Raw genomic sequence first — 22,720 nt, 5'->3', positions numbered from 1 at the left:
GCGCGGATGGTTATGACACGGTGACGCTGTACAGGTCCAGTTCGCGGAACTGCGTCGGCTGCACATTGTGCATCCGGCTCGACCAGATCGACAGCGCACTTTGGAACCAGATCGGGGTCGACGGCATATCTTGCAGGACAATGCGTTCGGCCTCCTGGTAGAGCTTCCAGCCGTCCTGCTCCGTCGGCGCCGCGTCGGCGCGGGTGAGCAGCGCGTCGACGGCGGGGTTGGAGTAGAGCCCCGCGTTCACCGAACCGCCGGTCCGGTACGCCTGGTTCAGGAAGTTCTCGATCGACGGGTATTCGGCGACCAGCGCCGAACGGAACGGCATCGTCATGGTGTGCGAATCGATCTGCCTGCGGAACTCACCGAGCGATGGCACGGAGACGAAATTACATGGCCTGGCCAGTGATTGGGCGATGTAATCGCAGGCCACCCGCATCCACGCCTCGTTCGCGGAATCGACATTGGACGCCAGCTCCACCGCGCCGGTGAACCCGGTCGAGTCGAACAGCTCCTTGGCCCGCTGCGGCTGATAGGTGCACAGGTCACCGCACTGATGAGAGGCAGCGCCCGGCATATCCGGCGGCACGATGCCGTCGGCGGGCACGCGATGGCCGAGGAATACCTTCTGGATCAACCCCACTCGGTCGATGGCCATCGAAATAGCCTGGCGCACACGCGGATCGGCGTAGCGCTGATCATAGATGGGAAAGGAGATCCCCTGCACGCCGATATAGGGCTGGGAGACACTGCGATCGCCCACCTCGGACTTGTACCGGTCGTTGACGAGCGCCGTCCACGGGGCGAAATCCAGGTAGTCGAGCTTGTTCGCCACCACATCCACGTACGCGTCGTCCAGATTCCGATAGAACCGGTATTCGATGCCACCGATATGTGGTTTCTGGCCCGCGTACTTGTCGTACCGGCGCACGACGATATTCGAACCCGGTTTGTGCGAGACGAATTCGAAGGGGCCGTCGCCGATCGGATGCGCCTTGAACGCCACGGGATCCCGGTAGAACGACGCGGGCAGCGGGAAGAACTGCACGCTGCCGAGCTGACTCGGGAAGACCGCGAACGGAGCGCTCAGCGTCACGACGAAGGTCCGGTCGTCCACCACATGCAGACCGGACATCTCTTTGACAGGCGCCGGGCCGGCGGCGGCCGGTGATACGTCCGCACTCGAGTTGACCTGATCGAAGCCCTGGATGTGCGAGAGCAGGCTGGCGCCCTTCTGGTGGTTGGGTCCGTACGCCGTGAAATTCCACGCGTCGACAAAGCTTTTCGCGGTGACCGGGGTGCCGTCCTGGAAGGTCCATCCCGGCTTCAGCGTGATGGTGTACACCTTCGAATCGGTGGTCTTGATGGATTCGGCGATCGCATTGCGCGGCGCCGCGGTCTTCGGATCGTATTCCACCAGCCCCTTGAACAGTGCGCCGAGCACCTTGATGCCGCCGACCTCCACCGTATCGCCCGGCACCAGTGGGCTTTCCGGTTCGGTGGCGTTGTAGCTGATCACCGCGTTCTCCCCGGGCGGGCGGGGGTGACGGGGGCGCGGGCGGGCGCACCGCCGCACGCGCCGGCCGTGAGCGTGAGCGCGGCGAGCACCGAATAGGCCGCGATTGTCTTGGGTCGCATTCTTTCTCCGTTCGATCGAGCAGGCTCGCTTATCCGGCGAGCTCTGTTATCGGTTGACTTGTCCGAGCTGGGCTCGGGCCGTCGGGTTTCCGGGTGCCAGGCCGAGACACAGGCCGAAACTCGGTGTGCCGCCGAGCAGATACGCACCCGCCGACTGCAGGATGCGGTCCTGCGCGACGACGTGCTGGCACATCGTCGTGGTGTCGCGCAGCCAGCGGTCCAGCGGCGACGGACGGTAGATCGACGCCGTCTGGCGCAGGTCGTAGAGCCGGGCGACGATCGAACGCGCGGCGCGGAAGGCGAACAGGCGCGCGAGCGGCAGCGCCGCGCGTTCCTCCGGCGTGAGCTCGTCCAGCGTGCCGCCCGCCGCGAGCACCTCCCACTGCCGCCGCAGGCTGCCGTACACCGCGCAGCGGGCGGCCAGCAGCTCCGCCTCGCATTCCGCGACGGTGACCTGCAGCCGGTAATCGTCGGCCCGCGAGGCGGATTCGGACCGCACGTAGTCGAGTGCGGCACGGGCGGCGCCGAGCGCGACGCCCGGCATATTCCGCATGTGCACCTCCGGCTGGGCCAGCGGTCCCGGTGCGTGAGCGGCATTCAGCAGCAGGGTTCGTCCCTCGGGCACGAACACGTCGGTGACGGTGTAGTCGCAACTGCCGCTGCCCGCCAGACCCGTGGTGTGCCAGGTGTCGAGCACCTCGACCTGTTCCCGCGGCACCATCAGCAGCCGCGAGGCGTGCGCGATGCCCTCGGGTCCGGGTTCGGGCCGCCCGTCCCGGTACAGGAACGCGCCCGAGACCACCCAATCCGCGTGCGTGATACCGCTGCCGAACTGCCAGCGGCCGGTCAGCCGGTAGCCGCCCGATACGATCTCGGCCCGGCCCACCGGAAACAGCAGTCCGGCCGTCACCATGTCCAGGCTCGAAAACATCTCCTGCACAACATGTTCGGCCAGGAACGAGGCGTAGAGCCCGGTATCCGAGCCAATCATCGCGCACCAGCCCGCCGAGGTGTCACCGTAGGCGATGGCCTCGATCACCTCGGTCTGCTCCACCGAGGTGAGTTCCGGTCCGCCCCAGCGCCGGGCGAAGCCCATCCGGAAAACGCCGGTGTCGCGCAGCATTTCGACGATATCGTCCGGCAGTCGCCGCAGCCGCTCGATCTCCGCGGACCGCTCGCGCAGCCGCGGCGCGACGGCCTGTGCGCGGGCGAGGATTTCGGCGGCATCGCCGCGCTCGGGCGCGATCGGTTGTTCGGAAACGATGGTCATCTGGGTCTCCTAGCCGGAAGGTAGTACGTGGTAGCCGCCGCGCAGGAACACCAGGCGGCTGCTCTTGCGGTGGGTGCCGGACCCGACGACCGCGCCGACGAACAGCGTGTGGTCACCGACCTCGTAACCGCGCTCCAGCACGCATTCCAGCCAGCCCGCCGCATCGAACAGCAGTGCGCCGGTGTGCGGGCCGGGCCGGGTGCGCACCGAACCGAGCGCGGCGGCGCGCTCGATCCGCTCGCGTGCGAAATAGGCTGCCAGCCACTGTGATTCGCCATCGAGTATGGAAATCGACCACACCCTCGACGTCTCCAGATCCGCGCGGAACCGGGAGTCGCGGCGCAGGCTGATGGACACCAGCGGCGGCGACAGCGACAGCGACGTCAGCGAGTTGACGGTGACGGCGTCGTGCACCCGGATACCGGTGTGCTCGACATATGTCGCCACGATGGCGACCCCGGTCGCGAAGTCGCGCATGGTGTCGCGCAGGGCATCGGCGGTAATTCCGCTGGGCCGCAACGGCATCGATGCGTCCGGGCCATCGAATTCCGGTACCGGTCCCGGCGGTTCCCTCAGCTGTCCGCCGAGATCCGCTGTGCACCCGTTCATAACGCCTGCGGAAAGTCGAAGAAACGATCCGGGTCGTAGCGCCGTTTGATCTCGACCAGCCGCGACCGGTTCGGACCGTAATAGGACGAACGCCAGTGCGGCAGGCTCGGATCGGTGAAGTTGACGTAGGCGCCATCGCCCGCGTACGCGCCCATCTCCGCGTACAGGCCGTCGAGCCATTCGAGGTTGCACCATACCGTCCGCGCCCGATCCAGTCGGCTCCACGAGGTGTCCATCGAGATCAGGAACAGGGTGTCGCGATGCGGGAACGCGGTGTCCGCCACCGGGATCCGACTTATGGCCCCGCCCCAGGTGAACAGCGCGACACCGGCGCCGTCCGGATTGCCGCTGCCCGGCCAGCGATCGAGGGCGGCGACGATCGTCTCGATACCCGCCTCCGGGAGCGGTTCCGCCGTGCAGCGGGTGCGCGCGGCGAATGGATCGCCGGAGGTCTCGTGGCGCAGGAAATCCTTTGCCGCCCAATACGATCGATCTCCGATATCGCAATGTCGCGGCTGTTGCGCCGCGAGCGCGGGTGCGAGGAGTTCACGCAATTCGGCCGCGGTGCCGAGATGTTGGCCGACGATGGACACCGTCCCGGCCGCCCGGCCCGCACGACTCGCTCCGATCCTGGCCGCGAATTCGTCGGGCGCGGCCGCCATGATCTTCTGCAATATCGCCAGCACCTCGCGGGCATGCGCCCATTCCCAGAGCACGAGGCAGGTGGCACTGGGCCGCGGCGCCCGCGCCTGGAAGGTGAAAGATGTGTTCACACCGAAGTTTCCGCCCCCGCCACCGCGGCAGGCCCAGAACAGGTCGGCATGTTCGGTGGCGTCGCAGGTGCGAATGGTGCCGTCGGCCAACACGATCTCGGTCCGCACCAGCGCGTCGGCGGTCAGCCCGAAGGCGCGGGATACGGCGGCGACACCGCCGCCGAGCACCAGCCCGCCGATGCCGACATCGTCCGAATTTCCCAGCGGGAACGCCAGATCGTGCCGCTGCAATACCGAATAAAGTGCGCCACACCGTGTTCCGCCGCCGACCGTGACCAGCCCGGATCGCGCGTCGACCCGGATATCGTCGAGCGCGCGCAGATCGAGCACCAGCTCCGCGCCCGCCGAGTAACCGGCATAGCTGTGCCCGCCGCCGCGCACCGCCACCCGCACCCCCTCGGTGCGGGCCCAGTCGATCGCGCGCGCGACATCGACCGCGCCGCGCACCGATAGCGCGGCGGCGGGCCGCAAATCGGCGTAACGCTTGTTGAAAGGTGCTGTCGCGGCGGCGAATCCGGGTTCGCCCGGATAGCGAACCCGCCCGGCGCGCAGCTCGGCGAGCTCGTTCATCGCACCTCCTCCAGATATGAGACGCCGGTGGCCGAATCGCTTCCGTAGCGCTCCCATTCCTCGCGCAGGCGCAGCACGCCATGCTCGGTGTGTTCCGGGGTCGTTCGGGTGTGTCCGGCGATGACCGCGCCGTCGGCGAGCACCATCGTGTAGGCCAGTCGCAGCACACCGTCCCGCTCGCAGACCCCGGTCGCGGCGCCGCGGCGCACCGGACCGCCGGCGAAATACGCCCACACCAGGTCGCCGCGCTGGTGGTAGCGCGCGATGACACCGTCGTCATCGGCGGGGTTGCGGAAGCGGCGGCCGTCGTAATTGATCATTTGTCGGCGTCCAGCAGTCCGGCGGGCAGCGTGAAAGCCGCACCGGCGGTGAGCGGTTCCAGCGGCTCGCCGTCCAATCGCACGGAATCCGCCGCGGCGTCCAGGAATTCGGCGCATCGGGCCGGATCCGCCGCCGCGCACACCACGAACGAGTGCCGCGCGATGTATCCGCCCGGCGGCAGCCGCAATTCGGCGCCGGGCTCGACCATCGCCGCCGCCGTCACCAGACCGGGTCCCCACTCGGGCACCCGCACCGAGCGGACGACGCAGTCGTGCTCCGGATAGCCGAAACGGATACCCGCCACGGCATTTCGCGTCCGGGCCAGGGTCGGCCGCCGCCCGGTCGCGATATCGACGAGCACCTCGCCCGGATCGATCCCGGTGGCGATCTTGCCGAGGAACGGAATCAGATCGCCGCCGAGCCGCCCGTTGATCTCGATGATCAGCGGGCCGCGCGCGGTGAACCGCACCTCGCTGTGCGTGATGCCGTTCTCGACACCGAGTTCCCGGTGCGCGTCGGACAGTGTGCGCAGCAACGCCTCGTCGCGCAGCAGCGGATCGTCGGCGTCGACGATATGCCCGACCTCCTCGAAATACGGCTCCATTCCGGTTCGCTTGCGCGCCAGGAACATCGGCAGGTACTCACCCTTGTAGACCGCGGCGTCGATGCTGATCTCCGGACCCACCGCGAACTCCTCGACCAGCGCGGTGTCCCGGAACGGCGCGTCGCCGATGGTGCTCGCGCCGGCCGCGACGCCGAACGCCACCGTCAATTCGCGCTCGTCGCGGGCGAGTACGACACCCATGCTCGCGCCGAGCGCCTGCGGCTTCACCACCACCGGGTAGCCGATGCGCGCGGCGGCGGCCCGCGCCTGTGCCACGGTGTCGGTGAGCGCGAAACGCGGCTGCACCAGTCCGGCGGCGGTGAGCACCGTCCTGGTCCGGTTCTTGTCCCGGCAACCGCGCACGCCGGCGGGGCTCAGTCCGGGTACGCCGAGTTCATCGGCCAGGTCCGCGGCGGGTTGCACCAGAGGTTCGTCCCAGCACAGCAGGCCGACAATGCTTCGCCTACGGGCGATTTCGCGGCCCTTCGCCATGAGGATGTCGTGATCGAAGAGGTTGGCGACGACGAAATCGTCGAAATAGTCTCGCTGCCAGGTGGGTTCGAGGTTGTTCAGCAGGATCAGATCCAGCCCGTGTGTCCTGGCCCGAGCGTGCGCGGACCGGACCAGGTATTCGCGATATACCCGCAGCCCGCTGCCGATCACCAGCAGTGCGTCGTCGGAGGTGTTCATACTTTTTGTCTCCCTTATGTTTTCGTCAGGCGGCCAGCCCGGCCGCGGCCAGTTCGGCGATGCGCTCGGCGACCAGTGGCGCGGTGCGGAACCCGTCGCCGCCGACGGCCGCCCTGGCCCACACCGCGGGACCGACCTGTTCCAGTGCCGCGCGACCGGATTCGGCGTCGACGGTGTAGTGGCAGTGTTTGATCGCGACCACCCCGTACCGATCCGCCTGCGGCAACAGCAGTTCCCGGCAGCGCAGGGCGGCCGCCACATCCGTGTCGGCGGGCTCGGTGAATGTCGATACCGCACGGCACATTCCGGTCGAGCTGAGCTTCAGCAGCGCGCCGTCGCCGGGCGGCAGCAGCCAGCCCGTACCGTCCGCGCCGACACCGCCCGCGCTCGGCGCCCGCTCCCACCACGGCAGCAATTCCTCCGGCGGCCGCACGTATACGACGGTCTGACGGTGCACGACCACCCGGACGGACACCAGTTCGCGCGTCCGCACGCCCGCGGCGATCAGCACGAGATCCCCGGTCAGCGCGGTGCCGTCGGCCAGCTCGACGCGGCCCGCGGCGGCGTCGACGGCCACCACCTCGGTCCACGGCCGCAGCGTCACCGCCTGCCGCGCACGCAGCCACCGGACGGCCGCGTGCAATACCCGCGCGGCGAGCAGCACCCCCGCGTCGGCCTCCCGGATGCCGAGGTATCCGGCGGGAAATACGATGTGCGGCAGCCGGTTCGGCGTGACGAAGCTGATCGGGATGCCCGCCCTGCGCGCCGCGGCCATCGCGCCGTCCACGCGTTCGCTCGGCCAGCCGGTGACAACGCCGACCCGCCGGTAGAAGTGGCCGCCGAGCAGCAGTTGCAACCCCAGCCACCGCCGGTGCAGGCCCACATCGGCGTCGGTCGGCGCCCGCAGCACCCGGTGTTGATCGAAGGAGCTCGACGCGGGATTCGGGATGGGGCCGCGATCGATGACGATCACCCGATGCCCCTGCCCCACGCATTGGACGGCGGTGAGCAGGCCGGTGATCCCGGCCCCCACGATGACGACGGTGCCCATTCAGCCACCCACCCGGCTCAGGCGCGGAAGACGCAGCGGTTCGATATGGGTCCGGTCGGCCGCGCCGGTGATCCCGGTATCCGGCAGCACGGCTGCCAGGTCGATGAGAATTGGTGCGGCACAGCGCAATACCACATCGACCTGCTGACAGAAATCGCCGCCTTCCTCGGCGGTGGCGGCCAACCGGATCAGTTGCCGGGTCACTGTCCGCGCAACGCGATTCAGGCTGAATCCGGGCAATTCGTATGCGGCGGTGAAGCGCTCGACGATCCGGGCGGACAGTTCCCGGGCCCGCGGCGACACCGCGAGCGGGCCGCGCCCTACCCAGGCATCGACCTTGTCCGCCACCCGATTCCACGGGTCCACCAGCCGAGCGCCGGTGCGCTCGGCCAGCGCGCGCTCGTTGAAGCTGGTGCGCTGGAACTCCGGGCTGTCATCGGCCAGATGGAACCGGGTCAGATCCCGCGGCACCCGCGCCGCGAGCTCGCGGCCCCACACCACATGTCCCCGGCTGGTCGAGAACTTCTCATGGTCCAGCTCATAGAACTCGTTGGTGAGGAACATCTTCGGCAGCGCATAGCGATCGCCGTGCGCGAGCATCAGCGCCGGAGCGACGATGGCGAACGGGTAGATATTGTCGGCGCCGAGGAAATACGCGATCCGCGCCCCGGATTCCCTGCGGCACAGCGCATCCTCGGCCTCGGGGTTGCCGCCGCGGCGCTCCGCCGCGACCGTCGCGCAGTACATCGTCCAGGCGGCGGACTCGGCGTTCGGATTGATCACCTGACCGCCGAACTCACCGCCCTGCACCGGTATGCCCCACGAAATCGGGTATGTCACAGGGAAATCCGGCAATCGACTACTGAGCAGCTCGGCGAGCAGACGGGCCGGGTGCGGCCGCAACGTCGCGACCAAGCCGGCGAAATGCGCGCGCAGCTGAACCCGATAGCGTTCCAGCGGCAGCACGAGAACCACGGCCGTGCGGAATTCGAGCGGCTCGTCCGGATACCGGGTCGACCGCGGGTCGAGCAGTTCGGCGGCGGCTACCGGATGTCCGCAGCCCTCACACAATCCCGCGCACGACTCCTCCAGGCATACTGGGCAGGCCCCGGCCACATGACCGTCCACCAGGAACTCGCCGGTGCGCGGTAGATACGGGAAGGTCATCGGTCGCGGCTCCAGTCGGCGCAGGTCGTACAGCTCGCGCACGAAGCGGGCGACGAATGTGGTGAAACGCGACTCCCAACCGGTGAATCCGTCGACGGCGATACCGAGCGCGCCGAGCGTCGCCTCGACCTCCTTCGCGGAACGCCGGATCAGCGCCTCCGGGGTGGTGCCGAGCCGATGCGCGGTCGTCGTCACGAAGGTGGAGGTGTCCTGAACGCCGCTGCCGAACAACACCTCCCGGCCGACCGCCCGCGCGTACCGGGTATATACATCGGCGGCGAGAAAGGGCCCGGCGATATGGCCGAGGTGCAGATCGCCGTTCGCCGTCGGCGCCGGGGAGATCACGATAGTGGGCCCGCTCATGCCGCTCCCTCGCTGGCGCTCGGTCGCGGCATGCGCGGTGCGCGCTGTGCCCATTGATTCGCTCGCAAGCTCGCTCATCGCGCCGACTCCTCGTGCCGCGCCGCGAATTTCGCCGTCATGGCGGTGTCCCACCAGATCGCGTACCACTCGAAGTCGGCATCGCCGTCGTTGCGGACGTGATGGGTCGCCCCCGGTGTCAGATGCACCAGATCGCCCGCGGCGAACGCGTGCCGCTCGCCGTCCACCTCGACGACGGCCCGGCCCGCGATGCCGATGAACAACTCGTATTCGTGGTGCGCGTGCGCTGCGGACACCCCGCCGGGGCGCAGCACACACCACGCGCCCTCGAACGGCGCGTTCAGCGCGGGCCACGGCAGCAGGCGCGCGGATTCGACGCCGTATGCCCGGATCAGTTCGGTGCGGTCGAGACCGCGGATCTCGATCATGCCGACCGCACCTGCGCCATGCCGGATACCGCGCGGCGATCGAGCAGATCGTCGACGATGTCCTGGGAGCGATGCGCCAGCACGCTGATCAGGCTGTCGGAGATACCGTGCGTCCGCTCGTTGACGCCCTGCAAATACAGTGCGCCCCAATTCGATCCACCGAGCTCGACCCGGTAGCGCCGACTCACCGCCGGCTCGGCGAGCCCGATCCGGGCCACCAGTTCCCGCACCATCGCAGGCATTCGCTGGTCGTAGCCGGTGCCCAGCAATACGGTGTCGCAGCGCAGCGGTTCCACCTTGCCGCTCTTGCGGTCGCGCAGGTCGAGCACGATCTCGGCGCCGTCCATCCGCGCCGCGACCACCTCGGTCATCGAGCGGATCCGGGATCGCCGCTCCCCCAACATCTTCTGCCGGTACAGCATCGAATACAGCTCGTCGAGGAACGGCGGCGCCAGACCCGCGTAGTTGGTCAGATGCACCTCGTCGAGAATCCGGCCGCGCACCTCGCCCGCACAGCCGTAGAACTCGTCGACGAACGACGGATAGAACAGCTCGTTGACGAATTTGCTTGTCTGGTAGTTCTGCAACCCGATCGAGCGCAGCACCATGGTCGGTTCACTGCGCGGCAGGTCAGCGTGCACCGCCATGAACATCTCGGCGGCGCTCTGCGCGCCGCCGACCACCACCGGGCGAACCGATTCCTCCGCCGCGGCGACCTGCGCGATCCTGGCGCAGTACTGGCTGCTGTGAATCACCTTGTCCGCCGGTAGATTCGCGAAGACCCCGGGGATGTGCGGATCACGTCCGGCACCGAAAACCAGATCGCGGCAACTGATCCGGTCACCGTCGGCCAAATACACGGTCCACCCGGTGATCCCGCCGTCACCGGCGCAGCGGGGCTCGATGCGTTCGGCCCGCGCGTTGTAGCGCACCCGGACGTGGTCCAACGAATGTGCCACCCACTGTTGATAATCCGACAGCTCCCAGCGGTAGGGGTTGAACGTGGCTAGGTTGACGAATTCGTCGAGCCGCCCGCGCTCGTACTGGTAGTTCAGGAAAGAGAACTTGCTGCGCGGATTACGGAGTGTCACAAGGTCTTTCAGGAAGGAGACCTGACTGCGCGCCCATGGCAGCAGCAGGTTGCGCTGCCATTTCACGTCGGGGTGCTGTTCGAGCAGCAGGGTGTTCTCGGCGAGGCGCCGGTGCCCGGATTCCTCCAAGGCGACGGCGAGGGCCAGGTTCGCGGGCCCGGCGCCGACCGCCAGGACGTCGAGGTCGTATTCGGTCACATCTTCCGCCTGATTCTCGATGGGTTCGATTCGCTGGAATCAGTGAATGCGGCGCGCGCATTGATCGACAGCGTTCGCCGGACCCGGACATCAACTCCGAACACACCAAAAAGCCCTGGGTAGCAACGTGTTACGCGCTACCCAGGGCTCAGCTGGTCACGACTGCGCGGTCCAGAAGCCGATCCACAGCGATCCCCACCAACACAGCTGGGAGACAACGGTTGTCGCGACGCCGCGAACCAGCAGCCGGGTGCCGATCGGCTCGGCGGCCGTCATCCGCCTGCCGAGCGCCAGCGCCTGCACGCCGTTGACGATCAGGATCAGCACGAGCGCCAGCTTGATTCGCGTCGCCGTCGCATCGAGTTCGGGGCGCAGGAACATGCCGCTGGTCACGAGGCCGGACAGGCCGAGCCAGATCGGCAGGTGCAGCCGTTGTGCGCCCGCCACCGCCTCGGCGAGTGTGCAGCGCCCCGCCAGCCACAGCACGGCGAGGTAGTCGGCGACCAGGACCGCACCGAATCCGAGCACGAGCGAGGACAGGTGGGTGAACAGCGCGGCGTGATACAGCACCGGCCCGGCGTGTATCCGGGTCGAGGCCCAGATCGCGGCCCCGAACGCGGCAGGCGCCGCGATCGCGACGGCGACCGGCGCCGTCAACTCCCGCCCACGCGCCCGAACGCCGTTGCGCGCCTTGGCGACATCGATGGGCATGGTTTCCTCCGGCGACGATCGATGCTGCCTCAGGCCGCCCGGCGCATCCCGGCGTACGCGCACCACGCCGCGACGAGTCCCAGTGCGCCGCACAGTGGCCAGACACCGGACCCGAGCCGCTCCCACGCCAGCACGCCGAGCGTCGGCCCGAGCGCGGATCCGAGCCCGAAGGTCGCCTGATGGGCGGCGACATAGCGGGCCTTGACCTCGGCGGGGAAGCTGCTCGGATACGCGAACATCGTTGGGCCACTGATCATTACGCCGAGCACGAAGACCGCGGTGCAGGCCACGATCGCCGCGGCCGAGTATCCGGCGAAGACGAAGCCCGCGGCGCCGAACCCCATCACCATGGTGCCGACCGCACCCGCCGCCGCGCCCGGCCAATGCCGCACGTACGAGGTGATCTTCAACTCGCACCCGATCAGCACCGCGGACGCCGTCACCAGCACCGCGCTGTAAAGCGTTGTCGGATAACCATCGGCGGTGATATTCAACGGCAGCGCGACGATGTACTGCGTGTAGATCACCGAGCCGAGCAGCACCGAGGCCAGGAACAGGTGGTAGCGCCGGTCGCGCAGAATTACCGACAGCTTCGAATTCTGGTGCGCCGCAGCAGTATCTATCGAACCCCTGACCGCACGACCGGGCAGCAGCGTGCAGGCCAGAACGGCGTAGACCGCCGCCGTCGCCGCATCGATCCACAGCAGCAGATTCCAGTCGGCCAGGATCACCGCGGCGGCGATCAACGGGCTCACCGCCGCGCCCGCGTTCAGCGCGATCCGCATCATGGAAAACGCCATCACCCGATGTTGTTGCGGCATAAGGTCGCTCAACAGCACCGCGGCGGCGGGCCGATAGGCCTGAGTCACCAGCCCGGCCGCCGCGACCGCGCCGATCAGCGCGAAGAACAGTCCGGGCCGGGCGAGCAGCGGGATCGCCGCGAGGACGGTCGCCGACCCCGTCATAGCGGCGACTATCGTGCCGCGCGCACCCAGCCGATGGGTCAGCTCCCCGCCGAGTACGGTGCCGAATACGGCGCCCCCGCTGTAGGCGGTGAGCGCGATACCGGCCTGACCGACGGTGAATTCGCGATGCGTCAGGTACAGCACCAGAAATGTCTGGGCGAACGCGCCCATTTGATTCACCAGCACGCCGAGGAGGAGATAGCGGACCGGCGGCGGAGTTTCGCGGATCGCGGTGAGCACACCGCCGCGGACTCGGGTACGAACAGCAGTCATCGAAGGGTCCTCGTCGGGAGCGATGCACGTCTGGGATATCAACCCGCGGAACGGATTTGCGAGATGACGCTACCCACGCGACATCGATGTATTCCGCCGCCGAACGCGAATCACGAACAAAAGAACAACAATTCGACGGCGACGCGCGACGGGCCGGGAATTGTCCGGAAGCCGGCGCCGATCAATCGGGCACGAGGTGTCAATCGGCGAAAGGGACGCCCGCGACCCGCAGCACCGCACGCAGCGGCTCGGTGTCCGGGTCGGCCTGGATGGCGAAGCGATCGGTCTCCTGCGCGATCAACTGTCCGATCAACGGTGGCACGAAATATCGATCATGGGACGAAACACGATGCAGGAGACCGCCATCGATCAGCCGGTCCATCGCGTATTCGGCGGAGTCGATGGAGATGTGCAGCATTTCGGCCAGCCCGCCGACGGTCAGCTCATCCGCTCGCCCGCCGAGCATATGCACAACATGCTTGGCCAGCGGTGGCAGCGCGAGGAATGCGGGCAATACCGCGTCGGACAGCCCGACGTCGCCGATCCGCAGCCAATTCGCCACGTGCACACCGGCGGCGAGCCGATCGGCCACCTCGATCAGCCGGCGTCCCGGCTGGGCCGCGATCTTCCGTCCGGTAATGGTGAGCGCCAGCGGCAGCTGACCGGAGAACTCCGTGATCTGTTGTGCCGCACTATATTCCGCATTGACGCGGTCGCCGCCGACGAGCACCCGCAGCAACCCGATCGATTCGGCCCGTGACAGCGGGCCGAGGGAGATGCGCCGCACCCCCTCCAGCCCGAGCAGCCGTGAGCGGCTGGTCACCAGGATCTGGCTGTGCTGTGAGCGAGCCAGCAGCGGCCGGACCTGCCGCTCGTCGAATACGTTGTCCAGCAACACCATCACCCGGCGTTCGGCGAGCATGGAGCGATAGAGGCCGGTGCGGTGCATCTCGTCGCCGGGTACCTGATCCGGCGGCACGCCCAGCGCATGCAGGAATCCCGCCATCACGTCCATCGGCACGGCCCGGTCCGGCCTGGTCGCACCCATATCGGCATACAGTTGCCCATCCGGGAAGTCGCGGACCAGTTGATGGGCGAACCGCAGCGCGAAGGTGGTCTTACCGATACCGACCGGTCCGCGCACGATCAGCGGCGCCCGGGAATCCAGCTGTGCGGCCGTGGCGCGCGCACGGTCGAATTCCGCTGCGCGCCCGACAAATTCGTGCGGCCCGATCGGTAGCTGGGCCGGGCGCGGACGGCCGGGATCCGCGGCGGCCTGGCGATCGTCGGCCGATTGTTCGCCGGGCGCGTCGGTGCCGCATACCGCCCGCCAGCGCGACTCCCACTCGGCGGCGCTGCCGCCGCACGCCTTGACGAATGCCAGGGTCACCTGCAGCGTCGGCAGCCGGTGGCCGCTCGCGGCCTCGGAGAGCACCGACGGTGAATACAGGGCGACACCGGCCATCCGCCGGTAGGACGGATTGCCCGCTGCCGCGCGGAGCCCGCGGAGCTCGCCCGCGAAGGCGGCAAGCGGCCCGGTACAGGTGTCGATGGGTCGTTCTCGTCTACCCATGTGCAGTTGTCCAACTTCTGAATCACAGTGCGGCACAAGGGAACGCCTGGGCCTAGTGCCGCCGCTCGACATCCGTGTCGGTCACCGCAGCGGTACCGGTCGCGCTCCCGGGCGCGCGCGTACCGGGGTCGCCCACCGCGAACAGAGCATTGTCTCCGGAACACGACGGTGCGGCTCCCGCGGTTCACGGTACACACGAACAAGGGGCCTCCAATTCGATTCGTTCGTCCGGCAGATGAACGGACAGCGAGGTACCGGCGAGTAGCGGACACACCGCATCCACCCCTGGATCGGCGGAAAACGGCCCAGCATTAACGATTTCGGCAAAGTGCTCCGGATGGATATCGTTTCTCTATGGTGTGGGCCACTGAGATGGGTCCTGAACGAAGCGGATTCGCGGCCCGTATGGGTTTCGTCAAGGAAACGGCGTGCACCGGTAACGAGACGTCAATGTGCCGGTGGCATCGGGTCGTCGCTCGTAGGTTCGATTACCGGATTCCTTACGACGACGCGAGGCACGAACCAGGTGAGTCGAGACCTGCGGGATTTGGTGAGCAACCGACACGTGGTCGAAGTACTCGACGCACTGTCGGAATGCCCATGCACCACAAGAGAGTTGGCGAAGATCGTGGGGTGCCGCCGCCGCCCGCTGGCGAGCGCGCTGCGCACCATCGCCGCGCACGGCCTGATCAGCGCGGGCGGCGGCAGTTGGGACGATCCGGTCGACACCGTCGTGCGCCTGACGCCGCGCGGCAGCGCACTCGTCGCCGACCTGTCCAGCTCCGCCACCTGGGCGGCGCTCTACACCGGAACCGATTTCGGAAGGCGGCGCCATGCCGGCGGCGGATGGTAGCGGGATAGCGGGCGGGATTTCCGCCGCCGAAGGATCACTCCGGATGCCGCGCACGGTACTCGTCATCACCGCGCTGTGCCTGGTGGGCGTCCTGATCGCCAGCGTAGTCGGCGCGGTCGCCTACCGCGACGCCGCCGACCGGATCAGCGCGATGGACCGTGCGAAAACCGTTGTCACAGCGACGATCACCGACGATCCACACTACGATCAGGCCGCCCGCCGCTACGAGGCGCAGGTCCGCTGGGTCCGCGACGGCAAACCGCACATCGCGACGGCGCCCGTCGGCAACTTCGCCGCCCGCGGCGCTCGCGCACAAATCTGGCTCACCCCCGACGGCACCCCCACGGACCCACCCGCCCCGGCCTGCTCGGCCATCTGCACCGCCACCGGTACCGCGATAGCCACCTTCACCGCCCTGCTTTTCCTCATCCGGGTCGGCATGGGCCCGATCCGGCGCCGCTGGCTGCGGAACCGGTCGGCCGAGCCGCGATGAAGGTAGTCGTCACCGATTACCAGGGCATCCGGGGCGGCATTACGATCGAGTGGTCATGTCATCGGTCGATCAGCAGTCAGCGTTCGGTGCGGGGCGCTGGTCGACTTACTCGAACGAGCGAACCGTACTCGCCGTCGTGCACAATACGACGGCGGCGACCCGGTTGTTCGATGTCGTCGGATTGCTCGCGGCGGATCCGAGGGTTCGGATCGTGTTCACTCGGACCGGATCGTCGGTCTTCGATACCGATACAGCGGAATTTCTCGCCGCGCGGGGCGTGCTGGAGATTCCGTGGGCACAGGCGATCGAGGGCGAATACGATCTAGCCGTTTCCGCCAGTTATGGCGGGGATTTATATTCGGTGGACGCTCCGTTAATTGTTGTGCCACACGGTATGGGATACAATAAATATCTCGCCAAAGAACAAAGAACAAAGAACAAAGAACAAAGAACAAAGAACAAAGAACAAAGAACAAAGAACTTCGGTCTTCGGATTAGCCCCCGAATGGCTGCTACATAACGAACAACTCATTCCATCGATAATCGTTCTCTCCCACCACGAACAGCGCGAACGCCTCGCCCGAGCCTGCCCACCTGCGGTCGACCGCGCCCTCATCGCCGGTGACATATGTTTCGACCGCATTCGCGCAAGCACCCCATTGCGACCGACATACCGCCGCGCGCTCGGCCTCGGCACCGATCAGAAACTGATCGTCCTCTCCTCCACCTGGGGCCCCGATTCGCTGCTCGCCACCAATCCGGATCTGCCGCTCGCGCTCGCGACGGCGCTGCCGTCCGACGAATTCCGGATAACGCTGGCCATGCACCCGAATATCGCCGCATATCACTCCCGCTGGCAGGTCGCGGAATATCTCGCCGACGCCGCACGGGCCGGGGTGCATGTCCCGGATTCGGTCGACGATTGGCGGGTCGCGATCATCGCCGCCGATCTCACCGTCAGCGATCACGGCTCGGTCGGCTTCTATTCGACGGCGCTCGGCAACCCGATCCTGCTCGCCACCGCCCCCGCACATACCGTCGATCCGGCGTCGCCCATCGCTCGACTGCTGAATTCCGCACCGCGACTGGATGATTCCGGCGATATCGCCGCACAGGTGCGGCGTGCGATCGACGAGCACGACACCGGCCGTTACGCGGCGATCGGTGCGCTCACCACCTCCATCCCCGGTTCCGCCGCCGCCCTGCTGCGCACCGCGATGTATCGCGCGATGGATCTACCCGAACCCGCGCGCCCGCCCGCGCTCACCACGCTGCCGGTCCCGCAGAAACCGCTGCACGCACCGAATGCGCATATGGTTGTGGTGCATATGGATTCGGAACGTACGGCGACCGTCACGCGTTACCCGGCCGAACGGCTGTCTACGGCGCACACCAACGGTCGCCGCAGCCATCTCGCCGTCGGTGTCGACGAACCACAGATCCGCTGGCTGGAATCCGCCGACGTCCTGATCGGCGGCCACGGCGGGGAGGCCGCGGCGTGGATCACGGAAACCCTTGCCCACCTGCGTAATTGCGCAATAGCCTGCGCTCCCGCCGAGCATGGCCGGTGGCTGGTGGGCGATGCGACCGGACTGCTGTCGGTGCGCGGGGCCGACCTCGGCTGCCGCCTGTTCGCCTCGCTGAGCCGTGAACTCCGCGCGGACGGCGCGGCATTCGACGATCTGCTCGGCGAATGGCGAATAAGCTGCGCCGCAACGACTTACCCGGTCACGGTCGAAGCGGCGGCGGAACTCGACCGTCCATCATCGCGCTGATTCGCTCCGCGACCGCCCGCGCCGGGACAGTGAAACACAGCTCCTCATATATGCCGAGGCCGATTCGATGCTGCTCCAGCGCACCGTCCACGTCCCCGGAGGCGAATAGACAGGCGCCAAGGGCAACAACGAATTCTGCCTCGTCGAAGCGCCGCCGCCGCGCACGCAGCACGGTGAGCGCCGAGCGCAGCGCCGTCTCGGCCTCGGCGATCCGCCCCAGCCGCAGCAACGCACGGCCGCGCCACCCTTCGGTCTTCGCGCGGTTCTCGGTCTCGTCATCCGCCGAGGCGGCGAACACCCGCTCGGCCTGCGACAGCAGTTCCAGTGCCTGACCCGATTCCTCGATCTTCGCCAAATGCATTGCGGCGATGGCGATTCGGCGTGTGTCACCGATCTCCTCCGCCTGCTGGTAATTCAGTCGGAGTTCCGCGAGCGCGTCGTCCAGCCGATCCCATGCGAGCAACGCGAGACCCCTGCCCTCCAATGCGGATGCCTCCAGTTGCCTGCTCGCCATCGATCTGGGCAGCGCTCGCGCCAGCTCGACGGCGCTCCCGAATGCCGAATCGGCCTCCGGGAGTTCGCGCCGCCAGTAATACAGGAATCCGAGCTGAGTATGCAGCAGGCTTGCCACCGCGGGATCCTGGCTCCGCTGCGGCGTTTCGAGGGCCAGCAGGTGCATGGCCAGCATGGTGTCGAGGTACTTGTCCTTCTCGTGGAACGACCACAGCAGCACGCACCACCGCGCGACCAACTGGCTTTTACCCGCGCGGCTCGCGAATTCGGCCGCGGCGGCGATGTTGTAGATCTCTTGGCGCAACCATTCCCGCGCCGACGCGGCATCGTCGAATTCGCCGACGCCGGGCCCCGGAAACTGGACGGCCCGAAGCAGCAGAGCGCGCCACGGCCGGCCGGGCGCCAGCAGTACGTCGGCGAAACGGATTGCCCGGTCATAGTATTCGACCAGCCGATTCCCGATGGCCAGGTATTCATCGCGATTCGGGTCACGGGCGACGCCGCGGGCGTGCACCCGCACCAAATCGCCGACCCGGTAACCGCCATGGAATTCGCGGACCAGGTCCATCCGCACCAATTTCAGCATGGCCCAATCGATGTCGTCGACCGGCAGTTCGAGTGCCGCCGCGAGTACCGGCGTCCTGATCCACCCCGCGTACGCATGCGCGCCCAGCGCACGGTAACACCGCTTGGCGGTGTCGGGCAGCGATTGGTATGCCGCATCGTATATCTCGGACAACTTCAACTCCTCCGCCCTGCGCCCGTCGTCGGACATCAGGTTGGCCAAGCGGGAAATCGACCAGCCGGGATTCACCGCGAGTGTTCCACCGACCACCAGGATCGCGGAGGGCACATTGCCGCACAGCGCCAGCAGCCGGTCCACCGCCTCCGGTTCGCGCTCGACGCGGTGGGGTCCGGCGATGTGGCCCAACAGCTCTCGGGCGGCCACGGGAGGCAACTCATCGACATCGATCGCCGTCGTGCCCCGGCTCAGATCGGTCGCGGCGGTGCGCGCGGTCACCAGCACCACCGAATTGCCATCCCCCGGCTCGAGCCACTTCAACTGTCCCGCAGTGAGAGCGCCGTCCAACACCACGCACAGCTGCCGACCCTGCGTCTTCGTGATGTATCGGTTGTAGCGCGCATCGAGTCGATCGGGGAGCTCGTCGTACTGATCGCCGAGTGCGGCCAACGCGACGCCGAGCAGATCCGCCGCGCTCGCGGACACGCCGTCGATCGACAGCGGCAGAAACAGTTGACCATCCGAAAACCGATCGGGCATAACCTGTTTCACGTGATGTACGGACTCGATGGCGAGTGCCGTCTTTCCGACGCCATGAGGGCCGGACAGCACGATCACCTTATTACCGTCGGCGTCGCGGACCAACCGCTCGACCAACTGGAGCTGCGACTCCCGATTCACGTGATTGCGGTTCCGCGGTGGAATCTGCCTCGGCACCTCGTGCACCCGCACACCTCCCCTGCTCGGCCACCGCGCATCGAGGCAATGGCGATCGCAGGCACGGTATCAGCATCCGCACCGGGCGGGAAAGACCACGCGCCGCAACGCAATCCGTGAATTCACGAAGTCCGTCTGCGGACGATGAACCACAGCAGCGCCGCGAGCACTAGCAGGGCGATCGCGATCGGTAGCGGCTGGCCGCGCACCACCGCGGAAATCCGGCGGCCCCGGCTGGCGACGGCCTCCGGGATCGGCGCCTTGTCCATCACCTGCCGGGTTTGTTCCGCCGCCTCGGCGCCGCGCTGCTGCACCGTCTGGCCGAGGCGGGCCGCGGTACCGGTGACGCGGTCCACCGCGAGCGCCGCGGTGTCCTGCGCGGATTCGACACCGTGGCGCAGCGAGGCCCGCGCCCGGCCGGTGACATCGAATTTCTCGGTGAGCGCCGCGACGGTGCGGCCCAATTCCTCCCGGGTTCGGTCGCGATCGCGGCGCAGTTCCTCGGGATCGTTCGGAATGCTCATCGCTGACTCCTGTCCTTGATGACGGCGACGTCCGTCTTGATATCGGCGACCGCCTGTCGCGGCAGTGGTGGTGCCGCCTTGCGCACGGCCGCCCACCCGGCCAGCCCGAGCAGCGCGGCGACAAATAGCAGTGCGCCCGCGATGATCAGCGCCGCCGCCCATGCGGGCAGCGCCAATGCCAGCGCCAGTATCGCCGCGGCGATCAGCGCGCCGATGCCACCGAGCGCCGAAACCGCTGCGGCGCCGGTCAATCCGGCGCCGAATCCGGCCTGCCGCGCCTTGCCCCGCGTCTCCAGCGCGGCGAGCGCGACCTCCTCGCGGATCAGCCTGCTCAACTGCTCGCTCGCCGTGCTGACCAATTCCGATACGGGCGGTGACTGCGCCGCCCGGTCCCCGACCGTGCCGGTCATATCCGATTCCTCCGTTTGCGCTGGCATGTCGACACCGCGGGGCGCACACCCGCACCGACCCACGGTCGTGCCGCGAATACCCGGCGGGTCGGCGCCGACACCTCGACCGGCCGATGATTCGAAATATGCTGTGGCCGAATATATTTCGGCCCAGCCGCAGCTCTCGATAGCAGGATGCGGCGGTTGTGGTTGTCGGTCATCGACTTTCGTGTTTACGGGACACTGCCGCAGGACACCGTGTGGGGCCGAGACCCCACACGGTGATCGGTCAGATACCGAAGGGCGCGGCGTATCGGATGACGCCGCCAGGCAGCGGATGCCGGGCGTCGAGGGCCATGGCCATCAGCGCCTCGTCCGGGACATCGATGGTGATGCCGATCCCGTGCGTACCGGCGCGGGTGAAACCGAACCGCGGATAGTAGTTCGGGTGCCCGAGAACGGTGACGAAGCGTTCGCCGATGTCGGTGGCGGCCCGCAGTGCCGCACGCACCGCGGCGTCCCCGACGCCGGTGTTCTGGTGTTCGGGCAATACGGCCACCGGGCCCAGACACAGAGCCGGGACATCACCGATGTGGCAGCGGGTCAGCAGCGCATGCCCGACGGGCCTGTCGTCATGGTCCGTGACGACCAGGGACAGGCCGTCGATCCACGCCGGGTCGGTGCGTAGTGCCTCGACCAGAACGGCCTCTTGCGCGGTATCGAAAGCCGCCAGGTCGATCTCACGGATGGCGGGGATGTCGGCGTCGATTTCCGCGCGCGTGATCCACGGTCGTCCGCTCACCCGAGCGTCGGTGCGAGTCATACGCAGTTCGATGACATTCTCGTCGGCGGACGTGGGCCATCGCTGGAACCCGGATTTCTCCAGCACCCGCACCGATGCGGGATTGGACAGTTTCACCTTCGCGAACACCGTATGCACTTCTGGTGCGGTGAACGCGAATTCGGTCAATGCCCGCGCGGCCTCCGGCGCATAGCCGCGGCCACGTCGAGACGGCACGATGCCGTAACCGATTTCGAGTGCACGATCGCTCGGCGGCCAGAACAAGCCGATCGATCCGACGATCAGACCGCTGCCGCGTTCGACGACGAGCCGATGGCCATACGCGGTCAGCCAGCCGGGATGATCCGACAGCAGACCGGCAATGACGAGATCCCCCTCGGCCGGGAAGTCGGCGGCCCAGTGCGGTCCGCGCCGGCCCGCGAGCACGGCTTCGATCTCGGCGTGGGTCCAGCAACGCAGAACAAGATGTTCGGTGACCAGCTCGGTCACCGGGGAAATAGAAGACACGAAAACTCCAGATCGTGGAAACGATCCGGTCGTGCGTCAGCGCACGGACCGGACGAGGACATGCTGAATAAAGCCCGTGACGGCCATATTCATCAGCTCCTTCGTTCCGGTCACAACGCGCGTCCTGCGCGGAACCAACCATAACAGCGTCGACGTCACCGACGAAGTCCGGGCGAACCGAAGCCGCCGATCCACGAAAGACGTTCAGCGAAAAGAACTTTCGGACTGTCGCGCATCGGCGTCCAGCCCGGCCAGGAGTCGCAGACCGTCCGCGGATGGGCTGCCGGGAGCCGCGGACTGCACGAGCAACTCCATCCCCGATTCATCCGGCAGCGCGAAATTCTCTTGGTGCAGTTCGAGTTTCCCGACCAGTGGGTGTCGGTAGGCCTTGCGGCCGTAGGTCCGCGCGCAGACGTCCGCGCGGGCCCACAGGCGACGGAAGCGTTCGCTGCCCATCGCCAGCTCCCCGATCAACGAGGCCAGACGCGGATCATCGGGGTACTTGCCCGCCGCCAGCCGCAGATGCCCGACCCCGTCGCGGGTGCACCGTTCCCAGTCGGCGTACAGGCCGCGTTCGGTTTCCTCCAGGAAGATGTGCCGAGCCGTGTTGAAGCCCTGCAACGGCCTGCCGTACAGCAACTCGCCGAGGCGGTTTCCCGCGAGGACGTCGAGGCGGTGGTTGACGATGAACGCGGGTGCGTCGGTGATCAGGCCCAGGACCCGCGCCAGTTCCGGGCGCAGCCGCCCGCTGGGCGATTTCGCCTTCCGGCGCCGCTGCCGGGCCAGTCGGTACAGGTGTCCGCGCTCGATGTCGTCGAGCCCGAGGACCCGTGCGAGCGCGTCGAGCACCTGCTCCGAAGGCTGTGTGGCACGGCCTTGTTCGAGGCGGACGTAGTAGTCGACGCTCACCCCGGACAGGTGCGCGACCTCTTCGCGGCGCAGCCCTTCGACCCGGCGGCGGCTGTCGACCGGAATGCCCGCCGCCGCCGGGTCCACCCGGGCGCGGCGGGTGCGTAGGAAGCCCGCGAGATCGTCCATCGGCCAAGTATCGCGCGGGCCGCGGCGACGAGGGTGGCCCTGTCGTTACCA

At 67.6% G+C, this 22,720-nt stretch carries 23 protein-coding genes; 4 read left to right on the top strand and 19 right to left on the bottom strand.

Translation table 11 applies throughout. From position 1 onward, the window contains the following. Window positions 1-10: 10 nt before the first annotated feature. From F5544_RS17820 to F5544_RS17760, 14 genes are all read right to left on the bottom strand, one after another. Window positions 11-1,522, bottom strand: a complete 1,512-nt coding sequence (locus F5544_RS17820; protein WP_167474228.1) for a peptide ABC transporter substrate-binding protein — start codon at window positions 1,520-1,522, stop codon at window positions 11-13. Then, window positions 1,519-1,641 carry a hypothetical protein gene (locus tag F5544_RS47085; RefSeq protein WP_275107040.1) on the bottom strand — a complete coding sequence of 41 codons (123 nt, stop codon included), beginning with the start codon at window positions 1,639-1,641 and terminating at the stop codon, window positions 1,519-1,521. Before F5544_RS47085 ends, F5544_RS17820 begins: the two co-directional genes overlap by 4 nt. A gap of 46 nt (window positions 1,642-1,687) precedes the next feature. Next, the gene (locus tag F5544_RS17815; protein ID WP_167474227.1) at window positions 1,688-2,911 is read right to left on the bottom strand and encodes an acyl-CoA dehydrogenase family protein; all 1,224 of its coding nucleotides are present in this window, start codon (window positions 2,909-2,911) and stop codon (window positions 1,688-1,690) included. Between the two features lie 9 nt (window positions 2,912-2,920). Then, entirely contained in the window at window positions 2,921-3,520 is a 600-nt protein-coding gene (locus F5544_RS17810; RefSeq protein WP_203217583.1) for a flavin reductase family protein, read from the bottom strand. Then, the gene (locus F5544_RS17805) at window positions 3,517-4,863 is read right to left on the bottom strand and encodes an FAD-binding oxidoreductase (protein ID WP_167474226.1); all 1,347 of its coding nucleotides are present in this window, start codon (window positions 4,861-4,863) and stop codon (window positions 3,517-3,519) included. Before F5544_RS17805 ends, F5544_RS17810 begins: the two co-directional genes overlap by 4 nt. Continuing rightward, complete coding sequence (locus tag F5544_RS17800) at window positions 4,860-5,183, bottom strand: hypothetical protein (RefSeq protein ID WP_167474225.1); 324 nt, start codon at window positions 5,181-5,183, stop codon at window positions 4,860-4,862. The genes F5544_RS17805 and F5544_RS17800 overlap by 4 nt, the downstream gene beginning before the upstream one ends. Further along, window positions 5,180-6,478: an ATP-grasp domain-containing protein gene (locus tag F5544_RS17795; protein ID WP_167474224.1), complete on the bottom strand. Its 1,299-nt coding sequence runs from the start codon at window positions 6,476-6,478 to the stop codon at window positions 5,180-5,182. Before F5544_RS17795 ends, F5544_RS17800 begins: the two co-directional genes overlap by 4 nt. Before the next feature lie 25 nt (window positions 6,479-6,503). Continuing rightward, complete coding sequence (locus F5544_RS17790; protein ID WP_167474223.1) at window positions 6,504-7,529, bottom strand: NAD(P)/FAD-dependent oxidoreductase; 1,026 nt, start codon at window positions 7,527-7,529, stop codon at window positions 6,504-6,506. Beyond that, complete coding sequence (locus tag F5544_RS17785) at window positions 7,530-9,137, bottom strand: class I tRNA ligase family protein (protein WP_203217582.1); 1,608 nt, start codon at window positions 9,135-9,137, stop codon at window positions 7,530-7,532. After that, entirely contained in the window at window positions 9,134-9,505 is a 372-nt protein-coding gene (locus tag F5544_RS17780) for a cupin domain-containing protein (RefSeq protein ID WP_203217581.1), read from the bottom strand. Before F5544_RS17780 ends, F5544_RS17785 begins: the two co-directional genes overlap by 4 nt. Beyond that, a complete protein-coding gene (locus tag F5544_RS17775) occupies window positions 9,502-10,794 on the bottom strand; it encodes a SidA/IucD/PvdA family monooxygenase (protein WP_167474222.1) in 1,293 nt (430 codons plus the stop codon). The genes F5544_RS17780 and F5544_RS17775 overlap by 4 nt, the downstream gene beginning before the upstream one ends. Before the next feature lie 156 nt (window positions 10,795-10,950). After that, window positions 10,951-11,505: a hypothetical protein gene (locus tag F5544_RS17770; RefSeq protein ID WP_238847303.1), complete on the bottom strand. Its 555-nt coding sequence runs from the start codon at window positions 11,503-11,505 to the stop codon at window positions 10,951-10,953. 29 nt (window positions 11,506-11,534) lie between these two features. Then, window positions 11,535-12,743, bottom strand: a complete 1,209-nt coding sequence (locus F5544_RS17765) for an MFS transporter (protein WP_167474221.1) — start codon at window positions 12,741-12,743, stop codon at window positions 11,535-11,537. 199 nt (window positions 12,744-12,942) lie between these two features. Then, entirely contained in the window at window positions 12,943-14,316 is a 1,374-nt protein-coding gene (locus tag F5544_RS17760) for an NB-ARC domain-containing protein (protein WP_167474220.1), read from the bottom strand. A 550-nt stretch (window positions 14,317-14,866) separates the two neighbouring features. Between F5544_RS17760 and F5544_RS17755 the strand changes: the two genes are divergently transcribed. The 4 genes from F5544_RS17755 (at window position 14,867) to F5544_RS17740 (ending at window position 17,437) form a co-directional block, all read left to right on the top strand. Continuing rightward, on the top strand, window positions 14,867-15,169 hold the full coding sequence (locus tag F5544_RS17755) for a hypothetical protein (protein WP_167474219.1): 303 nt from the start codon (window positions 14,867-14,869) through the stop codon (window positions 15,167-15,169). A gap of 43 nt (window positions 15,170-15,212) precedes the next feature. Then, window positions 15,213-15,662, top strand: a complete 450-nt coding sequence (locus F5544_RS17750) for a hypothetical protein (RefSeq protein WP_167474218.1) — start codon at window positions 15,213-15,215, stop codon at window positions 15,660-15,662. Window positions 15,663-15,717: 55 nt separating this feature from the next. Continuing rightward, window positions 15,718-16,182, top strand: coding sequence for a hypothetical protein (locus tag F5544_RS17745; RefSeq protein WP_167474217.1), 465 nt, complete (start codon window positions 15,718-15,720; stop codon window positions 16,180-16,182). 139 nt (window positions 16,183-16,321) lie between these two features. Continuing rightward, window positions 16,322-17,437, top strand: a complete 1,116-nt coding sequence (locus F5544_RS17740; protein ID WP_167474216.1) for a hypothetical protein — start codon at window positions 16,322-16,324, stop codon at window positions 17,435-17,437. Here the strand turns inward: F5544_RS17740 and F5544_RS17735 are convergent. The 5 genes from F5544_RS17735 to F5544_RS17710 all read right to left on the bottom strand — a co-directional run bounded on the left by F5544_RS17735 (window position 17,391) and on the right by F5544_RS17710 (window position 22,669). Beyond that, window positions 17,391-19,418, bottom strand: a complete 2,028-nt coding sequence (locus tag F5544_RS17735; protein WP_167474215.1) for a tetratricopeptide repeat protein — start codon at window positions 19,416-19,418, stop codon at window positions 17,391-17,393. The genes F5544_RS17740 and F5544_RS17735 overlap by 47 nt on opposite strands. A gap of 113 nt (window positions 19,419-19,531) precedes the next feature. Beyond that, window positions 19,532-19,933, bottom strand: a complete 402-nt coding sequence (locus F5544_RS17730) for a DUF3618 domain-containing protein (protein ID WP_167474214.1) — start codon at window positions 19,931-19,933, stop codon at window positions 19,532-19,534. After that, window positions 19,930-20,370, bottom strand: coding sequence for a phage holin family protein (locus F5544_RS17725; RefSeq protein ID WP_238847302.1), 441 nt, complete (start codon window positions 20,368-20,370; stop codon window positions 19,930-19,932). Before F5544_RS17725 ends, F5544_RS17730 begins: the two co-directional genes overlap by 4 nt. 241 nt (window positions 20,371-20,611) lie before the next feature. Then, the gene (locus F5544_RS47320; protein ID WP_203217580.1) at window positions 20,612-21,631 is read right to left on the bottom strand and encodes a GNAT family N-acetyltransferase; all 1,020 of its coding nucleotides are present in this window, start codon (window positions 21,629-21,631) and stop codon (window positions 20,612-20,614) included. Window positions 21,632-21,835: 204 nt separating this feature from the next. Continuing rightward, the gene (locus F5544_RS17710) at window positions 21,836-22,669 is read right to left on the bottom strand and encodes a helix-turn-helix transcriptional regulator (RefSeq protein WP_167474213.1); all 834 of its coding nucleotides are present in this window, start codon (window positions 22,667-22,669) and stop codon (window positions 21,836-21,838) included. Between the last annotated feature and the right edge of the window lie 51 nt (window positions 22,670-22,720).

It is taken from the genome of Nocardia arthritidis (genome assembly GCF_011801145.1).
GTDB classification, from domain to species: domain Bacteria; phylum Actinomycetota; class Actinomycetes; order Mycobacteriales; family Mycobacteriaceae; genus Nocardia; species Nocardia arthritidis_A.
This window is presented reverse-complemented; position numbering and strand designations above follow the sequence as displayed.

Excerpts from the sequence above, each read along its gene's own strand:
- F5544_RS47085 (WP_275107040.1), bottom strand. The coding sequence starts at position 1,641 with ATGCGACCCAAGACAATCGCGGCCTATTCGGTGCTCGCCGCGCTCACG.
- F5544_RS17815 (WP_167474227.1), bottom strand. The coding sequence starts at position 2,911 with ATGACCATCGTTTCCGAACAACCGATCGCGCCCGAGCGCGGCGATGCC.
- F5544_RS17810 (WP_203217583.1), bottom strand. The coding sequence starts at position 3,520 with ATGAACGGGTGCACAGCGGATCTCGGCGGACAGCTGAGGGAACCGCCG.
- F5544_RS17805 (WP_167474226.1), bottom strand. The coding sequence starts at position 4,863 with ATGAACGAGCTCGCCGAGCTGCGCGCCGGGCGGGTTCGCTATCCGGGC.
- F5544_RS17800 (WP_167474225.1), bottom strand. The coding sequence starts at position 5,183 with ATGATCAATTACGACGGCCGCCGCTTCCGCAACCCCGCCGATGACGAC.
- F5544_RS17795 (WP_167474224.1), bottom strand. The coding sequence starts at position 6,478 with ATGAACACCTCCGACGACGCACTGCTGGTGATCGGCAGCGGGCTGCGG.
- F5544_RS17790 (WP_167474223.1), bottom strand. The coding sequence starts at position 7,529 with ATGGGCACCGTCGTCATCGTGGGGGCCGGGATCACCGGCCTGCTCACC.
- F5544_RS17785 (WP_203217582.1), bottom strand. The coding sequence starts at position 9,137 with ATGAGCGAGCTTGCGAGCGAATCAATGGGCACAGCGCGCACCGCGCAT.
- F5544_RS17780 (WP_203217581.1), bottom strand. The coding sequence starts at position 9,505 with ATGATCGAGATCCGCGGTCTCGACCGCACCGAACTGATCCGGGCATAC.
- F5544_RS17770 (WP_238847303.1), bottom strand. The coding sequence starts at position 11,505 with ATGCCCATCGATGTCGCCAAGGCGCGCAACGGCGTTCGGGCGCGTGGG.
- F5544_RS17765 (WP_167474221.1), bottom strand. The coding sequence starts at position 12,743 with ATGACTGCTGTTCGTACCCGAGTCCGCGGCGGTGTGCTCACCGCGATC.
- F5544_RS17760 (WP_167474220.1), bottom strand. The coding sequence starts at position 14,316 with ATGGGTAGACGAGAACGACCCATCGACACCTGTACCGGGCCGCTTGCC.
- F5544_RS17750 (WP_167474218.1), top strand. The coding sequence starts at position 15,213 with ATGCCGCGCACGGTACTCGTCATCACCGCGCTGTGCCTGGTGGGCGTC.
- F5544_RS17745 (WP_167474217.1), top strand. The coding sequence starts at position 15,718 with ATGTCATCGGTCGATCAGCAGTCAGCGTTCGGTGCGGGGCGCTGGTCG.
- F5544_RS17730 (WP_167474214.1), bottom strand. The coding sequence starts at position 19,933 with ATGAGCATTCCGAACGATCCCGAGGAACTGCGCCGCGATCGCGACCGA.
- F5544_RS17725 (WP_238847302.1), bottom strand. The coding sequence starts at position 20,370 with ATGCCAGCGCAAACGGAGGAATCGGATATGACCGGCACGGTCGGGGAC.
- F5544_RS17710 (WP_167474213.1), bottom strand. The coding sequence starts at position 22,669 with ATGGACGATCTCGCGGGCTTCCTACGCACCCGCCGCGCCCGGGTGGAC.